General features: G+C 62.6%; 19 protein-coding genes and 2 pseudogenes. 7 read left to right on the forward strand and 14 right to left on the reverse strand.

Annotated elements, in window-relative coordinates:
* Positions 1-18: 18 nt before the first annotated feature.
* The gene (locus G7076_RS09050) at positions 19-459 is read left to right on the forward strand and encodes a hypothetical protein (RefSeq protein WP_166199300.1); all 441 of its coding nucleotides are present in this window, start codon (positions 19-21) and stop codon (positions 457-459) included.
* 68 nt (positions 460-527) lie between these two features.
* On the opposite strand, the gene zapE is transcribed toward G7076_RS09050, so the two are convergent.
* Complete coding sequence (gene zapE / locus G7076_RS09055; RefSeq protein ID WP_166202181.1) at positions 528-1634, reverse strand: cell division protein ZapE; 1107 nt, start codon at positions 1632-1634, stop codon at positions 528-530.
* A 96-nt stretch (positions 1635-1730) separates the two neighbouring features.
* Here zapE and G7076_RS09060 point away from each other — a divergent pair, with 96 nt between their 5' ends.
* Genes G7076_RS09060 through G7076_RS09070 form a run of 3 tightly spaced genes read left to right on the forward strand, consistent with a single transcriptional unit; the run spans position 1731 to position 4662 of the window.
* Entirely contained in the window at positions 1731-2729 is a 999-nt protein-coding gene (locus G7076_RS09060; RefSeq protein ID WP_166202183.1) for an efflux RND transporter periplasmic adaptor subunit, read from the forward strand.
* A complete protein-coding gene (locus G7076_RS09065; RefSeq protein ID WP_166202185.1) occupies positions 2729-3985 on the forward strand; it encodes an FtsX-like permease family protein in 1257 nt (418 codons plus the stop codon). The genes G7076_RS09060 and G7076_RS09065 overlap by 1 nt, the downstream gene beginning before the upstream one ends.
* Positions 3982-4662: an ABC transporter ATP-binding protein gene (locus G7076_RS09070; RefSeq protein ID WP_166202187.1), complete on the forward strand. Its 681-nt coding sequence runs from the start codon at positions 3982-3984 to the stop codon at positions 4660-4662. Before G7076_RS09065 ends, G7076_RS09070 begins: the two co-directional genes overlap by 4 nt.
* Positions 4663-4665: 3 nt before the next feature.
* On the opposite strand, the gene G7076_RS09075 is transcribed toward G7076_RS09070, so the two are convergent.
* The 5 genes from G7076_RS09075 to G7076_RS09095 all read right to left on the reverse strand — a co-directional run bounded on the left by G7076_RS09075 (position 4666) and on the right by G7076_RS09095 (position 9648).
* Positions 4666-5139, reverse strand: coding sequence for a PaaI family thioesterase (locus G7076_RS09075; RefSeq protein ID WP_166202189.1), 474 nt, complete (start codon positions 5137-5139; stop codon positions 4666-4668).
* Positions 5136-5921, reverse strand: coding sequence for a succinate dehydrogenase iron-sulfur subunit (locus G7076_RS09080; protein WP_166202190.1), 786 nt, complete (start codon positions 5919-5921; stop codon positions 5136-5138). The genes G7076_RS09075 and G7076_RS09080 overlap by 4 nt, the downstream gene beginning before the upstream one ends.
* 105 nt (positions 5922-6026) lie before the next feature.
* A complete protein-coding gene (locus G7076_RS09085; protein WP_166202192.1) occupies positions 6027-6503 on the reverse strand; it encodes an MgtC/SapB family protein in 477 nt (158 codons plus the stop codon).
* Positions 6500-6964 (reverse strand): peroxiredoxin, encoded by a 465-nt coding sequence (locus tag G7076_RS09090; RefSeq protein WP_166203539.1) that lies wholly within the window; start codon positions 6962-6964, stop codon positions 6500-6502. Before G7076_RS09090 ends, G7076_RS09085 begins: the two co-directional genes overlap by 4 nt.
* A complete protein-coding gene (locus tag G7076_RS09095; protein ID WP_166202194.1) occupies positions 6964-9648 on the reverse strand; it encodes a bifunctional [glutamine synthetase] adenylyltransferase/[glutamine synthetase]-adenylyl-L-tyrosine phosphorylase in 2685 nt (894 codons plus the stop codon). The genes G7076_RS09090 and G7076_RS09095 overlap by 1 nt, the downstream gene beginning before the upstream one ends.
* Before the next feature lie 65 nt (positions 9649-9713).
* Here G7076_RS09095 and G7076_RS09100 point away from each other — a divergent pair, with 65 nt between their 5' ends.
* Positions 9714-9887 carry a hypothetical protein gene (locus tag G7076_RS09100; RefSeq protein ID WP_166202196.1) on the forward strand — a complete coding sequence of 58 codons (174 nt, stop codon included), beginning with the start codon at positions 9714-9716 and terminating at the stop codon, positions 9885-9887.
* Here the strand turns inward: G7076_RS09100 and G7076_RS09105 are convergent.
* The 3 genes and pseudogenes from G7076_RS09105 to G7076_RS09115 form a co-directional block, all read right to left on the reverse strand.
* Positions 9884-10512, reverse strand: a pseudogene (locus tag G7076_RS09105) (sigma-70 family RNA polymerase sigma factor). The gene G7076_RS09100 and the pseudogene G7076_RS09105 overlap by 4 nt on opposite strands.
* A 108-nt stretch (positions 10513-10620) precedes the next feature.
* Positions 10621-10758, reverse strand: a complete 138-nt coding sequence (locus G7076_RS09110; protein WP_166202198.1) for a hypothetical protein — start codon at positions 10756-10758, stop codon at positions 10621-10623.
* A gap of 73 nt (positions 10759-10831) precedes the next feature.
* Positions 10832-11635 (reverse strand): response regulator, encoded by an 804-nt coding sequence (locus G7076_RS09115; protein WP_166202200.1) that lies wholly within the window; start codon positions 11633-11635, stop codon positions 10832-10834.
* 257 nt (positions 11636-11892) lie between these two features.
* Here G7076_RS09115 and G7076_RS09120 point away from each other — a divergent pair, with 257 nt between their 5' ends.
* Positions 11893-12138, forward strand: coding sequence for a NepR family anti-sigma factor (locus G7076_RS09120; RefSeq protein WP_240913769.1), 246 nt, complete (start codon positions 11893-11895; stop codon positions 12136-12138).
* Positions 12139-12162: 24 nt separating this feature from the next.
* On the forward strand, positions 12163-13710 hold the full coding sequence (locus tag G7076_RS09125; protein WP_166202202.1) for a sensor histidine kinase: 1548 nt from the start codon (positions 12163-12165) through the stop codon (positions 13708-13710).
* A gap of 254 nt (positions 13711-13964) precedes the next feature.
* Here the strand turns inward: G7076_RS09125 and tatC are convergent.
* From tatC to G7076_RS09150, 5 genes and pseudogenes are all read right to left on the reverse strand, one after another.
* Positions 13965-14675 (reverse strand): annotated as a pseudogene (tatC, locus tag G7076_RS09130) (twin-arginine translocase subunit TatC); the annotation flags it as partial.
* On the reverse strand, positions 14675-15046 hold the full coding sequence (locus G7076_RS09135; protein WP_166202204.1) for a twin-arginine translocase subunit TatB: 372 nt from the start codon (positions 15044-15046) through the stop codon (positions 14675-14677). The gene G7076_RS09135 and the pseudogene tatC, both read right to left, overlap by 1 nt.
* A gap of 27 nt (positions 15047-15073) precedes the next feature.
* Positions 15074-15337, reverse strand: coding sequence for a twin-arginine translocase TatA/TatE family subunit (tatA, locus tag G7076_RS09140; RefSeq protein ID WP_166202206.1), 264 nt, complete (start codon positions 15335-15337; stop codon positions 15074-15076).
* Positions 15338-15371: 34 nt separating this feature from the next.
* A complete protein-coding gene (gene scpB, locus G7076_RS09145) occupies positions 15372-15953 on the reverse strand; it encodes an SMC-Scp complex subunit ScpB (protein WP_166202208.1) in 582 nt (193 codons plus the stop codon).
* Positions 15953-16711: a ScpA family protein gene (locus G7076_RS09150; RefSeq protein WP_166202209.1), complete on the reverse strand. Its 759-nt coding sequence runs from the start codon at positions 16709-16711 to the stop codon at positions 15953-15955. Before G7076_RS09150 ends, scpB begins: the two co-directional genes overlap by 1 nt.
* Between the last annotated feature and the right edge of the window lie 7 nt (positions 16712-16718).

A 16718-nucleotide genomic window follows, 5' to 3' on the forward strand; every position in this document is an offset into this window, starting at 1 on the left:
CGGGTGAGGAGAGTATCGATGTACAAATTCCTTCTAGCGGCGAGTGCCGCGTCCCTTGCGATAGCTGCACCGGCGGCCGCCAATCCGGACCATGCGCAAGGCCATGGAAACTCGGCCAAGCAGGGCAAGATCAACCATCCGCGCGAATTGTCGCCACAGCATTGGGCCGTTCGCCAGGGACATGCCAACGCCGATTTTTGGGGAAATGGGTGCCCGCCAGGGCTAGCCAAGAAAAATAACGGATGCCTGCCGCCGGGCATCGCCAAGCAGCGTTTCAATGTGGGCGACCGCTGGAACGGCAACTACAACATGTGGAATTACAACCAGGTGCCGCTGGACTGGCGAAGCCAGTACAACCTCGATCCCTACAATCGCTATTATTACCGCGACGGCTATCTCTACAGCGTCGACCCGCGGACGCGCCTCGTCGAATCGGTCATCCAGGCGCTGATCCATTAAGCATTAACGGCCAGTGCAACCGGCCGGCGGGCCGCCTTTCGGGGCGGCCCGCTTCCGTTTTGCTGAGGCTAGGTGGCGCCGTGGCCCTCGGCAAGGTAATCGGCGCTCTGCATTTCCTCGAGACGGCTGACCGTGCGCTGGAATTCGAAGTTGCCGTCGCCCGCCGGGTAAAGGCCAGACGGCTCGGCATCTGCCGCCGCGAGCAGCTTCACCCGGTGTTCGTACAGGGCGTCGATCAAGGTCACGAAACGCGCCGCCTCGTTGCGCATCTCGGCCGTCATTACCGGAATCCCGACGATGATCACGGTGTGAAAGCGCTGAGCGATGGCCAGATAATCCGACGCGCCGCGCGGCTCGCCGCACAGCCGCCTGAAGCTGAAGACCGCTACCCCTTTAAGGCTCTTGGGCACATGCAGCGTACGGCCGCCACCGACAGTCAGTTCCTCGCTCGGCACCTTTGCGCGGTCCTCGACGGGATGATCGGTCATCCGGAAGAAAGCGTCGCTTAGCCGTGCCGTTGCTTCGTCGCCGTTGGGAACCAGCCACGTGTCGAGCCCCCGCATCCGGTCGAGCCGGTAATCGATCGGACCGTTCAGCGACACGACCTTCATCCTCTGCTCGATCAGGGCAATAAACGGCATGAAGAGCTGGCGGTTGAGACCGTCCTTGTAGAGGTCCGAAGGCGAACGATTGCTGGTTGTGACGATCCCGACGCCCGCATCGATCAGGGCGGTGAACAGCCGGCTCATGATCATGGCATCGGCCGGGTTGGTAACCATCATCTCGTCGAAGGCGAGTAACCGAATTTCTTCTGCTATGTCTTCAGCGACGCGGATGACCGGATCGCCTTCTTCAGCGCGCCGGGCAGCTCGAAGCCGCTCATGAACGTCCAGCATGAAGGCGTGAAAGTGTGTCCGCCGCTTGGGCTCTGCCTCGATATTCTCGAACGCCAGGTCCATCAGCATCGACTTTCCTCGTCCTACCCCTCCCCACAGGTAAACCCCGCACGGAACCGGCGTGTCGCGGCCGAACAGTCGCGACAGGAAGCCGATGCGCGTGCGGCCGAGGTCCTCGGCAAGCCGATCAAGGGCCTGAACAGCTCTCTTCTGATCGGGATCGGGCCTTAGCTCCCCGGCCTCGACAAGCATTGTGTAAGCATTCGCAACCGGACCCATGCCTTTCGCGAATAACGAGGCGGCCTACCTGCGGTAAGCCTGTATTTTCCGCGTGGGACTTCCCTGCCAAGGTCGTGACATGAAGAGAGACATCTGATGCCTCGTCTTGCATATGCGATCTTGGCTCTTGTCGTGATAGCCGGCGCCGCGGCCTTTATCTTGCTCCGCCGCCCGGAAACGCTCCAGGGCACTTATCCCTCGATCGGCCCGGCGGTCGACGTCGTCTATGCAACGGGGTTCGTCGAACCGCGCGAACCGGTCGAGATCGCATCGCGAGTGACGGCGCCCATAGTCCGCATTCACGTAAAAGAAGGCGACCGCGTTCAGAGGGGCCAGCCATTGGTTTCCCTTGAAAGCAGCGAGCAGCTGCAGGCGGTCGGCGAGCTTTCCGCGCGTTCCGCCCAAGCGAGAAAGGACGAAGAGCGCGCACTCGCCATTTACAAGCGCGGCTTTCTGGCCGTCTCTGCGCGCGACCGGGCAATGTCCGAGGCGCGCTCCGCGCTGGCGGCGGAACTCGTCGCGCGGGCGCGTCTGAGCCAATTCGCGATCCGATCGAGCATATCCGGCGTGGTTCTGCGGCGCGACGCGGAGATCGGCGACCTGGCCACTCCGACCCGGACGATCCTCGTCATCGGCGACCCGTCGAGGGTCAGGGTCACGGCGACGGTGGACGAGCGCGACATACCCCGCGTCCTCAAAGGCCAGCAGGCGCTGATGTCGTCCGACGCCTATAAAGGACGCGTCTTTCGTGGCTCGGTCTACGAAATCACGCCGGGCGGTGATCCCAACCAGCGGGCTTTCCGTGTTCGAATCCGGCCGGACGAATCGCAGGTGCTGCCAATCGGACTGACGCTCGAGGTCAATATCGTTACCGCGTCACGACAAAATGCTCTTCTGGTTCCGGCCGGCGCCGTTCGCGACGAACGAATATGGACAGTTCGAGACGGCCGCGCAGTCCGCATCCCAGTGACCGCCGGCATCGAGGGCCGCCAAAAACGCGAAATCTTGCGGGGAATCGACCGATCTACCTGTGTTCTGACCAATCCTCCGGAGAAACTTAAAGAAAATGCCCGTATCCAAGTCGAGGGATGCTGATGTTCGGCCGAACAGGCCTCCTGCTCGACATCGCGCTCAAGCATCTCGCGAAGCGGCGGCGCCAGACCATTGTCGGGGTAGCCGGTGTTGGCGTTGGGGTCGGCTTTTTCCTCGCCGTTTCCGCGATGATGATCGGCAGCCAGAACGACTTCATCGAAACGCTAATCGACGCCGCGCCGCACATCATCATTTCCGACGAAATCCGGAGCCCGAGCGCGCAGCCGGCGGTGACCTCCAATCCCGACGGAGCAATCGAAGTTCACGGTTTGAAGCCGCGAACGGAGGTCCGGGGGCTGTGGGGGTGGCAGGAAATCGTTCGCGCCGCCAACGGCGTTCCCGGGGCGATCGCCTCGCCCTCGCTTTCCGGCGCGATCACGTTGCGGGTTGGCGGGCGGGAAGAGGCCGTCGGGCTCATCGGAATCGACCCGGACATCGAAAAGGAGATCAGCACACTCGAGGACAATCTCGTCGCTGGCAATCTCGACAATCTGAAAACCCAGCAAGGCGGCGCCATCATCACTCAGGAGATCGCCGACAGGCTTGGCGTCGGCATGGGCGACGTGGTTGGGGCGACGTCGCCTCGCGGCGGCAGCCGCTCGCTTCGTGTCGCCGGCCTGTTCGGCCGTGGCCGCAGCCCCTTTGGAGCGGGCACTTCGACGGCCTATGTCCTTCTGCGCGAAGCCCAGTCGCTGACCGGCCAGCCCTTCATCATCAACCGAATCGGCATCAAGCTGGACGATCCCTATAAGGCGGAGGGCATTGCCACCGAGCTGGAACAGCGTTTCGGGTACAAGGCACAAAGCTGGCAGGAGCGCTCGGCCGATTTCCTCGGCCTGCTGCTGACCCGGAACATCATCATGTATTCGGTTATTTCGGCGATCCTGCTGGTCGCGAGCTTTGGCATTTACGCGTTGGTCTCAAGCTCGGTGTTCGACAAGAGTCGCGATATCGCCATCCTTCGGTCGATTGGATTTTCCTCTTCGGACCTGCAGCGGATCTTCATTGCAGAGGGAGTCATACTGGCAGCCGTCGGAGTTCTCGCGGGATGGGCCCTCGGCCTGGTGCTTATGCATGTCCTGGGTTCGCTCGAGTTCCCGATTTCCGGTCGGACCGAGCGGATCCCGCTCGACCGGCGGCCTATCCACTTCCTGCTCGCGGGCGCGGCCTCGCTCGCGTGCGCGGCGGTTGCGGCGTGGCTTCCGGCGCGCAAGGCTGCGCGGGTCGACCCCGTCGACATCTTACGCGGCGCGGCGTGAGCATCCTTCTCGAAACGCGCGGACTGACGCGAATATTGCCGGTCGAGCCACCGGTGACTCTCGTTCAGGACGCAAACCTGGCGGTGAAGCGCGGACGTTTCGTGACCGTGATCGGACCGTCCGGTTGCGGCAAATCGTCGCTGCTTTACCTCCTTGGGCTGCTCGATCGGCCAACTGAAGGTGCGCTGATCTTCGACGGTGTCGATGCTAGCGGATTGAGCGCGGAGGAGCGGGCTCGGCTTCGGCTGGAGAAGATCGGCTTCGTGTTCCAGTTCCACTTCCTGCTTCCCGAGTTCACAGCGCGGGAGAATGTGATGATCCCCATCCGCCGGCTCGGTCGGCTGACAGACCGGCATGGCCGGGAGCGAGCTATGGAAGTCCTGGAATCCGTCGGGCTGTCCGACCAGGCCGAAAAGACGCCGGACAAGATGTCGGGGGGCCAGCGGCAGCGCGTGGCGATCGCACGGGCACTCGCAAACGACCCCGTCCTGCTGCTTGGGGACGAGCCGACCGGCAACCTCGACAGCGTCAACTCCGAGCGCGTCGTGAATCTGTTTCGCACCTTCGCACACGATCAGGGCCGCGCCGTAATCTGCGTCACTCACGACCAGTCGATTTCGGCTGCGGCCGATCGTCGAATTCATATGCTGGATGGAAGGATCGTTTCCGGCGACTAACGCTCAGCGGCCATTTTCTTCGCGAATGGCAACCTTTTTCAGAGTCCCCGTGAAGTCGTAACAGGGACTGCCGTCCTGCTCGCAATGACCTGCGAGAAACACCAGCCCGCCGCGCGTCTGGCGGATCAAGCGGACGTGCGCATCGAGCGGAAGGCCGACGCGACCACGGGCAATGAATCGAGTCGAGCAGTCGAGCGTGACATAATGGCCTTCGGCCATGCCGGCGCAGCGCCCGCCGGCGAACAGGCTCATGTCGATGAAGCTCATCACCGCGCCGCCATGGATCGAACCGCCCATGTTGAGATGGGATTGATCGGGAAACATCCGGCATACCGCCCGCCCGGGACCATCGGGCCGAAACAGCAGTCGACCGGTGCGGGATGCGAAGCTGCCGCGTGGGAAGTCGCCCCAGCTGAACCAATCGGGGTTGTCCGGGTCCGGCTGCGCCCCTGTCGGCAGCCGGGGAGCATCGCTCAAGCCGCGCGCTCCGCGACCATCTTCTTGGTCTCGGCAATCGCCTTGGCCGGGTTGAGGCCCTTCGGGCAAACATTCGCGCAGTTCATGATGGTGTGGCAGCGGTAAAGGCGGAACGGGTCTTCAAGCTGGTCAAGCCGTTCACCCGTCGCTTCGTCACGGCTGTCTGCGAGCCAGCGATAGGCTTGCAGCAGGATTGCCGGCCCCAGGAACTTGTCGCCGTTCCACCAGTAGCTGGGGCAGCTCGTCTGGCAGCAGAAGCACAAGATGCACTCGTAGAGGCCATCGAGTCTGGCGCGGTCGTCCGGACTTTGCAGCCGCTCCTTGCCCGAGGGCTCAGGCGACTTTGTCTTCAGCCACGGCTCGATCGAGGCGAGCTGGGCATATTGATGCGTGAGATCCGGGACGAGGTCCTTGACGACGTCGAGGTGCGGCAAAGGCGTTATCCGAATTTCGCCCTTCACGTCCTCGATCGCCGTCGTGCAGGCGAGGCCATTGCGGCCGTCCATGTTCATGGAGCAGGAGCCGCAAATGCCTTCACGGCAGGAACGGCGGAAGGTCAGGGTCGGGTCGACCTCATTCTTGATCTTGATGAGAGCGTCGAGAACCATCGGTCCGCATTTGTCGAGATCGATCGAATAAGTGTCGTATCGCGGATTCTGGCCGCTATCCGGATCGTAGCGATAAATCTTGAATTTCTTGACGCGCTTGGCCCCCGCCGGCGCGGGATGATCCTTCCCGCGACCCTTGATCTTGCTGTCTTTGGGCAGGAAGAATTCGGCCAAGGTCCAAGCTCCAGTCTATCGATTGCCGAAGCCGCTACCATGCGCATCACACGCATTCAACGGCGGACCTGAGAAAGCGCGCGACGGCAAACGCTACCGAGTGCTTCAGACGGCATTGCCGTCCTTATTGTCCCCATTGCGAGCAGTCTCGATCTCCCGCTTCAGCGGCGAGAGCACGTATAACGTAATTCCAGTGACGAGCGCGATCATGACAGCAACGTCCAAGCTGCCGAGCCCAACTGCGACGCCGACTGCGCCGGTCGCCCAGAGAGCTGCCGCGGTCGCCGTTCCCTGCACCCGGTCGCCTTTGTGCAAGATGGCGCCACCCCCGATGAAGCCCATTCCCGTGATCACGCCCTCAACCACCCGCGCGGTTGCCTCGGCCGAACCCGCAGTAATCGACTCAACGGCCTGGATGAATCCACAGGAAGCCATCGCCACCAGCGGAAAGGTTCGTATGCCTGCGCTTCTTTCCGCTCGTTCCCGGTTCCAGCCGATCGGCAGCGCTAGAAGATAGGCTAGGCCGATGGAAACGAGGTGCGGCAGAATGTTGAAGCTATCCGATTGGAAAACATCGTTCATGCCGCCAACTCGCGAACCGCGGCAAGCACCTCCTCCGCGTGGCCCGCAACCTTGACCTTCGGCCAAACCCTTTTGACAATTCCGTCGGAGCCAATCAAAAAGGTCGCCCGCGCCATCCCCATATATTTACGGCCGTAAAGCGACTTTTCGCCCCACGTGCCGAAGGCGTCGCTGACCCTGCCATCTTCGTCGGAGGCAAGCGCAACCTTGAGGCCGTATTTGGTTGCAAACTTGACGTGCCGTGCCATCGGGTCGCGCGACACACCGACGATCTTCGCGCCGGCCTTGCGAAACTCCTCGGTCAATGTCGTGAAATCGACGGCTTCGCGTGTGCAACCCGGCGTATCGTCCTTGGGATAGAAGTAGAGCACCAGTGGCGCGCCGGGCGCAGCCAGATCGACTGTTTCCCCGTCGCTCGTGGCGATCTTCAATTGTGGAGCTTTCTGCCCGACTTCAATCATCATTCACTCCTTACCCGCTCCCAGCGGTGACGGACGCGCTGTCTTGCCAGGTCGTGCTCGGAAACAAGGGTTTTCCAATCCGCCTTGCCGCAAACCTCCGCAACCAACGCTCTCGATTCCTCCTCAGGCTCTCCGCCCCCCGGCGTGACAAGCCGCGACACCACCAGAATGCGCGACAGAAGGCGAAGGTCCGGGTCGGCCTGTTCATCGATCAAGCCTTTTTCCGCCAGAATCGCAATCGCCTCCTCCAGGCGCGGGCTGAAGGCCGTGCGATGGATAAGTTGAAGCGTGTGGACCACGAACTCCAGGTCGACGAGCCCGCCTGGGCCCAGCTTGACGTCGAGCGGACCTGATGGCGGCTTATGAATGGCCATCTCTTTTCGCATCGCTGCGGCATCGGACCGGATTTTCGAAGGATCTCGCTCGGTTGTGAGAACCTCATGGATGTTGGCGAGGAGCTTATTGCGGCCCGATTGCGAGCCATAGAGCGGACGGGCGCGAAGGAGAGCCATATGCTCCCATGTCCACGCTTCGCGCATCTGATAGTCGCGAAAAGCGTCGACGTGTACCGCGAGCATGCCCTGCGCGCCCTGCGGCCGAAGCCGGGTGTCCACCTCGTAGAGCGGGCCGGCGGCAGTTTGGACACTGAGGGCGGCGACGACCCTACGCGCAAGACGGTTGAAATAGTCAGCCGGACCCAACGACTTGTCGCCGTCCGAGCGAACCTCCTGAGGCCCGTCGTAGAGAAAGATGAGGTCGAGATCGGACGCGTGGGTCAGCGCCATTCCGCCGAGCCGCCCCAGTCCGAGGATCAGCAATTCGCCACCATCGATCCGGCCGTGGACTTTCTGGAATTCCTGTGTGGCGGATTCGGCAAGAGCCCCGATTGCTCCTTGGGCGATGGCGGCGTAGCCCTCGGTCAGATCAAGCGGATCGCGATGTCGGGAGATAAGCTGAACGCCGAGGGCGAAACGACGCTCTCCAACCGTGCGGCGGACTCGATCGAGTTGCTCGTCGTAACTCTCGCCAGAACGCCGTTTGAGCAACTCCAACGCAGCTTGCGGGTCCGGCGGAGCAGCGAAGCTCGAGGCATCAATGAGGCCATCAATCAACCCAGGTCGACGGGCAAGTTGCTCTGCCAGAGCGGGAGCATGAGCCAGGATCAGACTGAGGATTTCGGCCAAGCGCGGCTGCGCTTCCAATAGCCGATAGAGATTGATGCCGCTCGAAAGCCGCTCGACGATATCCGCGAAGCGATTGAGCGAACGACCAGGATCGGGACCGCGGGCGATTGCCCCGAGCATTACCGGAAGCATCGCCTCGAATGCCGTTCGGGCGGCCGGTGAGCGAAGCGAACGCACCTGTCCCGAACGCCAGTTGGCGATGAGCCGGGCGGGGGATGAGGGATCCTCGAAGCCAATCTCCGCGAGCTGGCCCAGAAGGATATCGGCGTCGTTTGAAAGGCCCTCCCGCCGGTCCGGCGTAAGGCTGTCGAATGCCTTGGCGACGACTTGAACGTGGGACACAAGCGAGTCAATCAAGGCGGTGCCATCGCTGAGTCCGTCCAGCGCAGCGACGGCCTCAAGCGCGTTTGCATCGGCAGGAAGTCGGTGTGTTTGCTGGTCGTCGATCATCTGGATTCGATGCTCGACGGTTCTTAGCCGGCGATAGGCGTTCGCAATTCCGGAGGCCTGGCTTTCCTCCATGCGACCAGCGGCGACGAGTAACGGCAGGGCGTCGAGAACGGCTGGCGCCCGAAGGCTGGAATCGCGCCCGCCGTGGATGAGTTGCTGCACCTGAGTGAAAAATTCGGCTTCGCGAATGCCCCCTCGGCCTCGCTTGAGATCGAAGCCAGGTCCGAACGCCTGTCCTTGCGCATAGTGATCGCGAATCCGGCTGCTGATGTCGCGGATTTCCTCGATGGCGCCGAAGTCGAGCGCACGGCGCCAGATGAACGGTTGGATTTCGTCGAGAAAGCGCTGCCCGAGCGCCTGGTCGCCTGCCGCCGCCCGCGCGCGAATGAAGGCAGCGCGCTCCCAGGGGAGCGCCTGGCTCTCGTAATAGGCGATGGCCGCACCCATGGGCAGCGCGATGGGCGTCACTTCGGGCGACGGCCGGAGCCTTAAATCCACCCGTGCAACATAGCCCTCGGCTGTGCGCTGCTGGAGCAGCTCGACCATCCGGCGCGCGATCCGCACCGCCGACTCACCCGCCTCTTCGCGATGGCGTCGGGCCAGCCCGTCGGGATCGAAAAGAAGGATCAGGTCGACATCGGAGGAGTAATTGAGTTCCCGGCTTCCCAGCTTGCCAAGCGCGAGGACAGTAAAGCCGTCGATTCCTGCCCCTTCGATTCGCTCCGCGACGGCAGCGGTCAGCGCATCATGAATCGCCCGGTCGGCGAATGTCGAAAGATGGCCGGTCAGTCGCTCGAGGGGAAATTCTCCGGCGAGATCCCCAAGCGCGACGGCCAGTGCGAGTGCCGTTCGCTGACGCCGAAGCCGCACGGCGACTTCATCATCAAGGGCAATTTCGATGGCTTGGGCGACCGCTGCTTCGGCGCCTTCGCTGAGAAAGCGTTCAGCCACATCCGGAAACTTCACGATAGCGTCACGAAGAAACGGCGAATGGCGGGTTGCCCGCGCGATCGCGTCGCTCCGAGCGCAGATAGAAGCCGCGTCATCCATCTTGCCGCTGTGGCGGATTCTTTCGTCCGGCGAAACCGCTACGCATTCCGCGCGTTGGCTTCCCGATGAGACTGAATCGTGAAAACTCAGGCGAAATGGACGGCGACCGCCGGCTGATCCGGGTCGATGGACTGCCCGATCAGGCCGGTATTGCCGCTGCGCTTCGCCGGGCTTTCGCGGCAGGCCGCGCGGATGAATCCGAACGCGACTTCGCCGATCTTCTCGACCGGCTCAACTAATCGTCATCGCCCTCGTCGGGCTGAGGCATGGCGTCGCGGCTAAGCTCATCCACTTCGCCCATGATCGCCTGGAGCGCGGACTTGTTGGGATCCGTCTTGTGCTGGCGCCGCGAACTCATTTCGCCCCCGACAATAGATTTTCGAGGGCGACTCGGCCGCGGGCAACCCGGCTCTTTATCGTGCCGACCGCGCAACCGCAGATCTGCGCCGCTTCTTCGTAGGCGAAGCCACCCGCCCCGACGAGGATCAGTGCCTCGCGCTGCGGCTGCGGAAGATGAAGCAATGCGCGCTGCATGTCGCCAAGCTCGATATGCCGATCCTGGCTTGCCGGCGCCGCAAGAATCTTGGCGGCCGTGACATCGTCCCATTCGCCCTTGAACCGGGCACGGCGCATCTGGCTGAGGAATAGGTTGCGTAAGATGATGAAGGTCCAGGCCCGCATGTTCGTGCCGGCCTGGAAACGCTTACGCGCTGCCCAGGCCTTGAGGAGCGTTTCCTGGACGAGATCGTCGGCGAGGTCCCGGTTGCCAGAGAGCGAGCGGCCGAACGCGCGAAGGTGCGGGATGACCGCAGCGAGCTGTTCCTTAAACTCCCCATCGGGGAGCGGTACCAGCTCGTGCGCCACGTCTGACGCCTGTTCCTCGCTCTTGTCCGACAAATTTCCCACCCGCTGGTTCGAACTCGCGCGCACTATTCCGGCGGCGCCCGACGATGCATGACGATAGATAGGCTTTTACCCTGCAACCAACAATATCACCGCGAAGATCGCGACGACGAGAAGCAGGCCCACGATAAGAACATAACGGGTGACATGCGGCGTGGACCCTGCCCGCGCTTCGGTAGTGGTGACGTGTTCGGTCGGCTCGGCCATCGATTCTCAATTCCTGCTAATCCCGACGGCGCCAACGCAGGGCCGGTCAGGCTTGTTCCGGAGGCGGAAGCAACTAGGCGACTGGGGCGGTCGCCGCGTCGAAGAACAGTGCCTGGCTGATCGCAGCTTTCACCGTCGCTCGCTGGAACGGCTTGGTGATCAGGAAGGTCGGCTCAGGCCGGGTCCCGGTCAGCAAGCGCTCTGGGAAGGCGGTGATGAAGATTACCGGAACGCTGAACTCGGCGAGGATGTCCTTCACCGCATCGATGCCGCTGGAATCGTCCGCCAACTGGATGTCGGCAAGCACCAGGCTGGGCGGCGACTGACGCGCCTGGGCGACAGCTTCCGAGCGCGTGACCGCGACCCCGGTGACGTTGTGGCCAAGATCGCGGACAATCATCTCGATATCCATGGCGATGATCGGCTCGTCCTCGATGATGAGCACATCGGCATGGGTCTGGCGCTCAATTTCCTCGAGCGCCTCCGCGACCAGGCTCTCGACGTCCTCGGCGCCGACGCCGATCAGATAGCCGGCATCCTCGTTCGAGAAGCCCTCGAGGCTGGTAAGAAGCAAGGCCTGACGCGACATCGGCGTGATTCGCGAAAGGCGGGCCTGGGCGATACCTTCGGGGCCGAGCGAACGGCCATCTCCGGGGTCCTCCCCTTCCTCGATATTGGCTGTCGACCAGATCGCGTGGAAGGTGCGGTAAAGACCGAGGCGCGGATCGACATCTTTGGGGAAATCTTCCGGCGATGCGACGATGGCCTCAAGCGCCGCGCGAACGAAGGCGTCGCCGTGAGTCTGGCTGCCGGTGAGCGCTCGTGCGTAGCGGCGCAAGAAGGGCAGGTGCGGTGCGAGATCCTGACCAAGCGACATAAAATTAGCACTCCCTTCGTAACGAACGCCCTATTGGGCTGGCGCTGCGATCGTTGCAACCCTGCATCCCTGCCCAGTGGCATGATTGTGACGGTTGCCCCGAGTTCGCTCCAGTGCTGGAACAAAGTTGAAGGGTTTTGGTTTCAAGCTCCAGCCGGGGAAGCAAATGTCGACAATTGACGATGCTGAACCGGCACATTAGTTGCGCGACCCAGTCCTCATGACCCTGAACCGGCGTCGACGTTGAATGCGTATTTTTGATAGCATACGAGGCCCGTTCGGAGGGGGACGAGGAGTTGAGTGAAGGCAAGCGCAATTCGATCGGGAATGGCACCGGCGGGAATGACGAATCCCCCGGTGCGAAGAAGAAGGGCGAGCGACGTCCGGGAGCTCCGCGCAAGAACCGCGGCGATGTCGGCAAGGTCCTTCGGTCGGTTTATGATTCGACACTCAACGAAGACATTCCGGACGACTTTCTCAATCTTCTCGGCAAGCTCGACTGACCGCCCGACGGACGGCGGTCGACAGTGAATAGTGCAATTGAGCGCGCCGATCGCTGGTCAACGGGCTCCAAGCTCCTTCTACTGCTGACAGCAGCCCTGCTCCCGCTGGGCCTTGCCCTGGCATGGACCGCCCGAAGCGGCATTCAAACCTCGGAGGAAGCGCTTAGCGACGTTGCACGGCGGCAAGGTCTGGCCGGATCGCGAGCGCTCAATTCGCTAATCGCTCGCAATGCCCTCGCCCTTCGCGTTGCCGCGAACGGCGCCCTTCGCGCCGGTGGCGACCTTTGCCGCGAGACCGCCCTGTCGCTGGCGCTCACCCCGGGCGTTGCGCAAAATTTTGCCTTGTTCGACGGCCGCGGACAATATGTTTGCAGCAGGGGCGAGATCGCCGCCAACCCCGGAGAGCCACAGATCGCGCCGGGCGCGATCGGCCTGCGCGCATCACCCGATACCGAATCGCTTCGCTACAGCGTGGGCCTGATCGGCGGAATGGCGGTCGGAACGCTCAGCGTGCCGGAGATGGCCACGGCCGTGCGCGACATCGAGCCTGGTATCCGCGAAATGACAGTTCGCGACGGCAACGGCGTTTCCCTGAGCATCTTAACCGAGACCGGGAAACAGGACAGCGAACAGCTTTATCGCTCGTCCTTTCCAATCGCGGACGGTCGCCTGACGGTCACGGAAACGACGGCGATCATGAAACCGAGCTGGGTCGAGCGGCTGGCCTTGTTCCTGCCGTTCCTGATGTTCCTGGTCGCCGCGATCGCGAGCTGGATACTGGTCCATAAATTGCTGCTCAGGCCGCTGCGCAGGCTTCAACGCGCAGTCAACGAATACCAGCCGGGATCGGACCGCCTAGTTCTCCCGGAACGGCTTGGGTCGGCTGAAGAGATCCGCTCGCTCGGCGCTTCGTTCGAACGGGCCGTCGACCGGATAGAGGAATCGGAGCATCAAATGGCCGAAGCGCTGTCCGGCCAGCGGCGTCTCGTTCGCGAAGTCCATCATCGCGTGAAGAACAACCTGCAGGTCGTCGCATCGCTTCTGAATATCCACGGGCGGAGCGCCGCCACGCAGGAATCGCGCGACGCCTATGCCGCGATCGGCCGGCGAGTCGATGCTTTGTCGGTGGTCCACCGCAATCACTTCGCCGAAGTGGAAGAGAATGCGGGGATCCCCTTGCGACCCTTGCTGGTCGAGCTTGCCGCGATCCTGCGCGCATCGTCCCCCGACAAGAACGACCGCCTGGTCATCCAGCTGGACGTCGATCCCCTGTATACGACCCAGGATGCCGCCGTCGCCGTGTCCTTCTTCGTAACCGAAGTCATCGAATATGCGATGCTGACCGCCCCTGGAAAGCCGATCGACGTCGAGCTCAAACGCATGAGCGAGCTGGCGGCAACCCTGACCGTTTCCAGTGACGCCCTGCTCGTGCCAGAGGAGGGGAAGGAACCGGCCTCCAGGCAGCAATTTGACAGGGTGATTGGAGGCCTTGCTCGCCAGCTCCGCTCGCCGCTCGATTCGAAGCGCGGCCGGCTGGGCGTCCATCTTCCGGTGTTTCCGGAGAGAGGCTAAGGATTCTCCGGATTCTTCTGTGAAAATATTTCTAGATCGCGGGAACCGGGGAACTCAGTCGGCGTTTTGATTGACGGATAGTGACCTTTTTGCCCCCCCGCTCTCGCTATCCGCTCAAATGGGCCCGGAACCGCCAACCCTCCCCCCCCCGGTGGCGATTTCGGGCCCAAATTGTGTCCCGAGGGGGCCTCATCTTCATCGTTGGCGGTTTGCGATGCGGCAGCCTTGCGTGCAGCGCGCCAGTGCGTGAGACGAATTGCGAGGATCGCGAATTCGTAGAGGGTGTACAGCGGCACTGCGAGCATGAACTGGCTGACCGCGTCTGGCGGGGTGAGGACAGCCGCAATCCCGAATGCGGCGACGATGGCGTAACGCCGCCCTTTGACCAGCTGCTGGCGCGTAACAAGGCCCGCACGCTCGAGAATCATAAGCAGGATCGGAGCTAGGAACGCGACCCCGAATCCGAAGAGGAACCGAGTTACGAAGTTCAGATAATTGCCAACCCCGGGCAGGGCATGTTGCTGGACGCCGCCAACCGTACCTTCGAAACCGAGCAGGAAATGCAGCGCCCATGGCATGGCGAGGTAATAAGCAAAGGCCGCGCCGCCGGCGAAGAACACCGGGGTCAGCAGCAGGAAAGGCAGGAATGCCTTCTTCTCCTTCGCGTACATTCCCGGCGCGACGAAGCGCCACAGCTGGATCGAGAAAATCGGGAAGGTCAGCATCAGCGCCGCGAAGAAGGCGACCTTCACCTCGACGAAGAAAGCTTCGAACACGTCGGTGAAGATCAGCGTCCCCTTCCCGGCCTGGAGAAGCGGCTGAACCAGAACGGCGAAGATCGGCTTGGCGAAATAGAGACAGGCGAAAAAGGCCAGTAGCAATGACGCCACGACCCACAACAGGCGTGTCCTCAGCTCGATCAGGTGATCGAGCAAAGGCTGCTTGGACTCGTCGATATCGCGGATCACGGAAGCTCCCGATCCTTGGGCGGCGTGGGGTCGGCATCCGGCGCTGGTGGAGCCTCTAACGGCAGATCGGGCTGGTCCATGAACGGCGGGAGTGCCGGGTTCTGCCGTTCGCCTTCGGGATAGTGCGCATCGGGCGGATATTGCGCCATGATCCGCGCATTTTCCTCCCGCCAGGTTTTTTCCATCTCTTCCAGCTCCGCCTCGCGCATCATGGTTTCGATGCCGGACGTGAAGTGTCGCGCCATTCCGCGAAGCTTGCCGACCCAGCGGCCGATGGCGCGCATCGTCGCTGGAAGCTCCTTCGGACCGATGAAAATCAGCGCCGCTATCGCGACGATCAGGAATTCGGTGGTGTCGACGCCGAACATGGTGGCGCCCCTTCGCGCTTTTGCGGCCTAGCGCTGCTGATCGTCGCGGGGCGCGGGATCGGCGGTCGGCCGGGCTTCAAGGTCGATCGGAGCCTGCTGAGCCGGCGGGATCTGGCGCTGCGGCTGTTGCGGCGCCTGCCCCTTTTTCTCGTCTTCCTCGCTTAGCCCTTGCTTGAAGCTCTTCAGGCCGTGGGCCACGTCCTTCATCATCGCCGAAAAGCGATTGCCGCCGAACAGCAGCAGGATAACGATTCCGAGGATGATCCAATGAATGAGGCTGAACGAGCCCATGAGGGTCTCTCCGATTTGTGAATTCAGGCCATACCTAGTCGCTCTCGTCGGAGCTTTCCAGTTGAAGCTCACCCAATTGCTCGGCAAGTGCTTCCTCGTCGAGCGGGTCGAGAAGCCCCGCGGCCTTCAAATCGTCGATCCCGGGCAAGTCACGCCGCGAGCTGAGGCCAAAATGCGTAAGGAAGTCCGGCGTCGTTGCGTAGAGCAATGGACGTCCAGGCGATTCGCGGCGCCCGGCGGTACGGACCCAACCCGCCTCCATCAGCACGTCGAGCGTGCCCTTCGAGATTTGCACGCCGCGGATGGCCTCGATCTCGGCGCGGCTCACCGGCTCGTGATAGGCGACAATCGCAAGTGTTTCTGTTGCCGCCCGCGATAGCTTGCGTGGTTCCTCGCGCGTCCGGCGGAGCAAATGGGCGAGATCGGGCGCCGTCTGGAAATGCCAGCGGCCCCCGCGCTCGACCAGTTCGACGCCGTGCCCGGCATAGGTTTCGGACAGCCGGACCAGGGACCTGGCGATGTCCCCGTCGCCGACATGTGCGGCGATGTCATCGATAGCCAAGGGCTCCGCGGCAGCGAAGAGGGTCGCTTCGACGGCCCGATCAAACTCCTCCATCAGGCCGCGACACTCTTGACCAAGAGATCGGCGAAAGCCCGCTCCTGCTCGATCATCAACCGTCCCTGCCGGGCAAGTTCAAGAGCCGCGACGAACGAGCTGGCGAGGGCTGACTTGCGGAACGCCGGGTCGACTGTCTCTGGAAGAAAGGCCTCCAGCGTCGTCCATTCGACCGCCTGTCCGAGCATCGCAGCGACTCGCTGGATCGCGTCTTCGAGCGTCATTACGGCCCTATGGGCCACCACGTGCATTGCCGGTTGCGTGCGTGCGCGGACCCGGCCGTAAGCCGCATAGAGATCGAAAGCGTTGGCCTGCCACAGCGCCTTCTTCAGCACGCGAAGTCCTTCCGGCGCCTCACGGACAAAAACGTCGCGGCCAAGACGATCGCGGCCGATCAGCCTGGCTCCGGCCTCGCGCATGGCGTCGAGCCGCTGGAGCCGCATCTGCAACCGAAGCGCCAACTCTTCCGGGCTCGGATCCGCCTCCGGGTCCTTGGGAAGCAGGAGACAGGACTTCAGATAGGCAAGCCACGCCGCCATCACGAGATAGTCGGCGGCGATCTCAAGCTTCAGGGCATGGGCGTCCTCGATGAACGCAAGATACTGCTCGGTCAGCGCGAGGATCGAGATCTGCTTAAGGTCGACCTTCTGCGCCCGCGCGAGATTTAACAGCAGGTCCAGCGGGCCTTCCCAGCCGTCGAGGCTGAGGTTCAGGCCGTCCCCTTCACGAACCGCAACTTCGAGAAATTCGTCGGACATCGCAGCA

The sequence above is a fragment of the Sphingomonas sp. HDW15A genome, from assembly GCF_011301715.1.
Classification (GTDB): domain Bacteria; phylum Pseudomonadota; class Alphaproteobacteria; order Sphingomonadales; family Sphingomonadaceae; genus Sphingomicrobium.

Coding starts and splice junctions, on each gene's coding strand:
- G7076_RS09100 (WP_166202196.1), top strand. CDS start 9,714: ATGAGACTGAATCGTGAAAACTCAGGCGAAATGGACGGCGACCGCCGG.
- G7076_RS09150 (WP_166202209.1), bottom strand. CDS start 16,711: ATGTCCGACGAATTTCTCGAAGTTGCGGTTCGTGAAGGGGACGGCCTG.
- tatA (WP_166202206.1), bottom strand. CDS start 15,337: ATGGGCTCGTTCAGCCTCATTCATTGGATCATCCTCGGAATCGTTATC.
- G7076_RS09115 (WP_166202200.1), bottom strand. CDS start 11,635: ATGTCGCTTGGTCAGGATCTCGCACCGCACCTGCCCTTCTTGCGCCGC.
- G7076_RS09090 (WP_166203539.1), bottom strand. CDS start 6,964: ATGATTGAAGTCGGGCAGAAAGCTCCACAATTGAAGATCGCCACGAGC.
- G7076_RS09110 (WP_166202198.1), bottom strand. CDS start 10,758: ATGGCCGAGCCGACCGAACACGTCACCACTACCGAAGCGCGGGCAGGG.
- G7076_RS09095 (WP_166202194.1), bottom strand. CDS start 9,648: ATGGATGACGCGGCTTCTATCTGCGCTCGGAGCGACGCGATCGCGCGG.
- G7076_RS09135 (WP_166202204.1), bottom strand. CDS start 15,046: ATGTTCGGCGTCGACACCACCGAATTCCTGATCGTCGCGATAGCGGCG.
- G7076_RS09085 (WP_166202192.1), bottom strand. CDS start 6,503: ATGAACGATGTTTTCCAATCGGATAGCTTCAACATTCTGCCGCACCTC.
- G7076_RS09065 (WP_166202185.1), top strand. CDS start 2,729: ATGTTCGGCCGAACAGGCCTCCTGCTCGACATCGCGCTCAAGCATCTC.
- G7076_RS09050 (WP_166199300.1), top strand. CDS start 19: ATGTACAAATTCCTTCTAGCGGCGAGTGCCGCGTCCCTTGCGATAGCT.
- scpB (WP_166202208.1), bottom strand. CDS start 15,953: ATGGAGGAGTTTGATCGGGCCGTCGAAGCGACCCTCTTCGCTGCCGCG.
- G7076_RS09060 (WP_166202183.1), top strand. CDS start 1,731: ATGCCTCGTCTTGCATATGCGATCTTGGCTCTTGTCGTGATAGCCGGC.
- zapE (WP_166202181.1), bottom strand. CDS start 1,634: ATGGGTCCGGTTGCGAATGCTTACACAATGCTTGTCGAGGCCGGGGAG.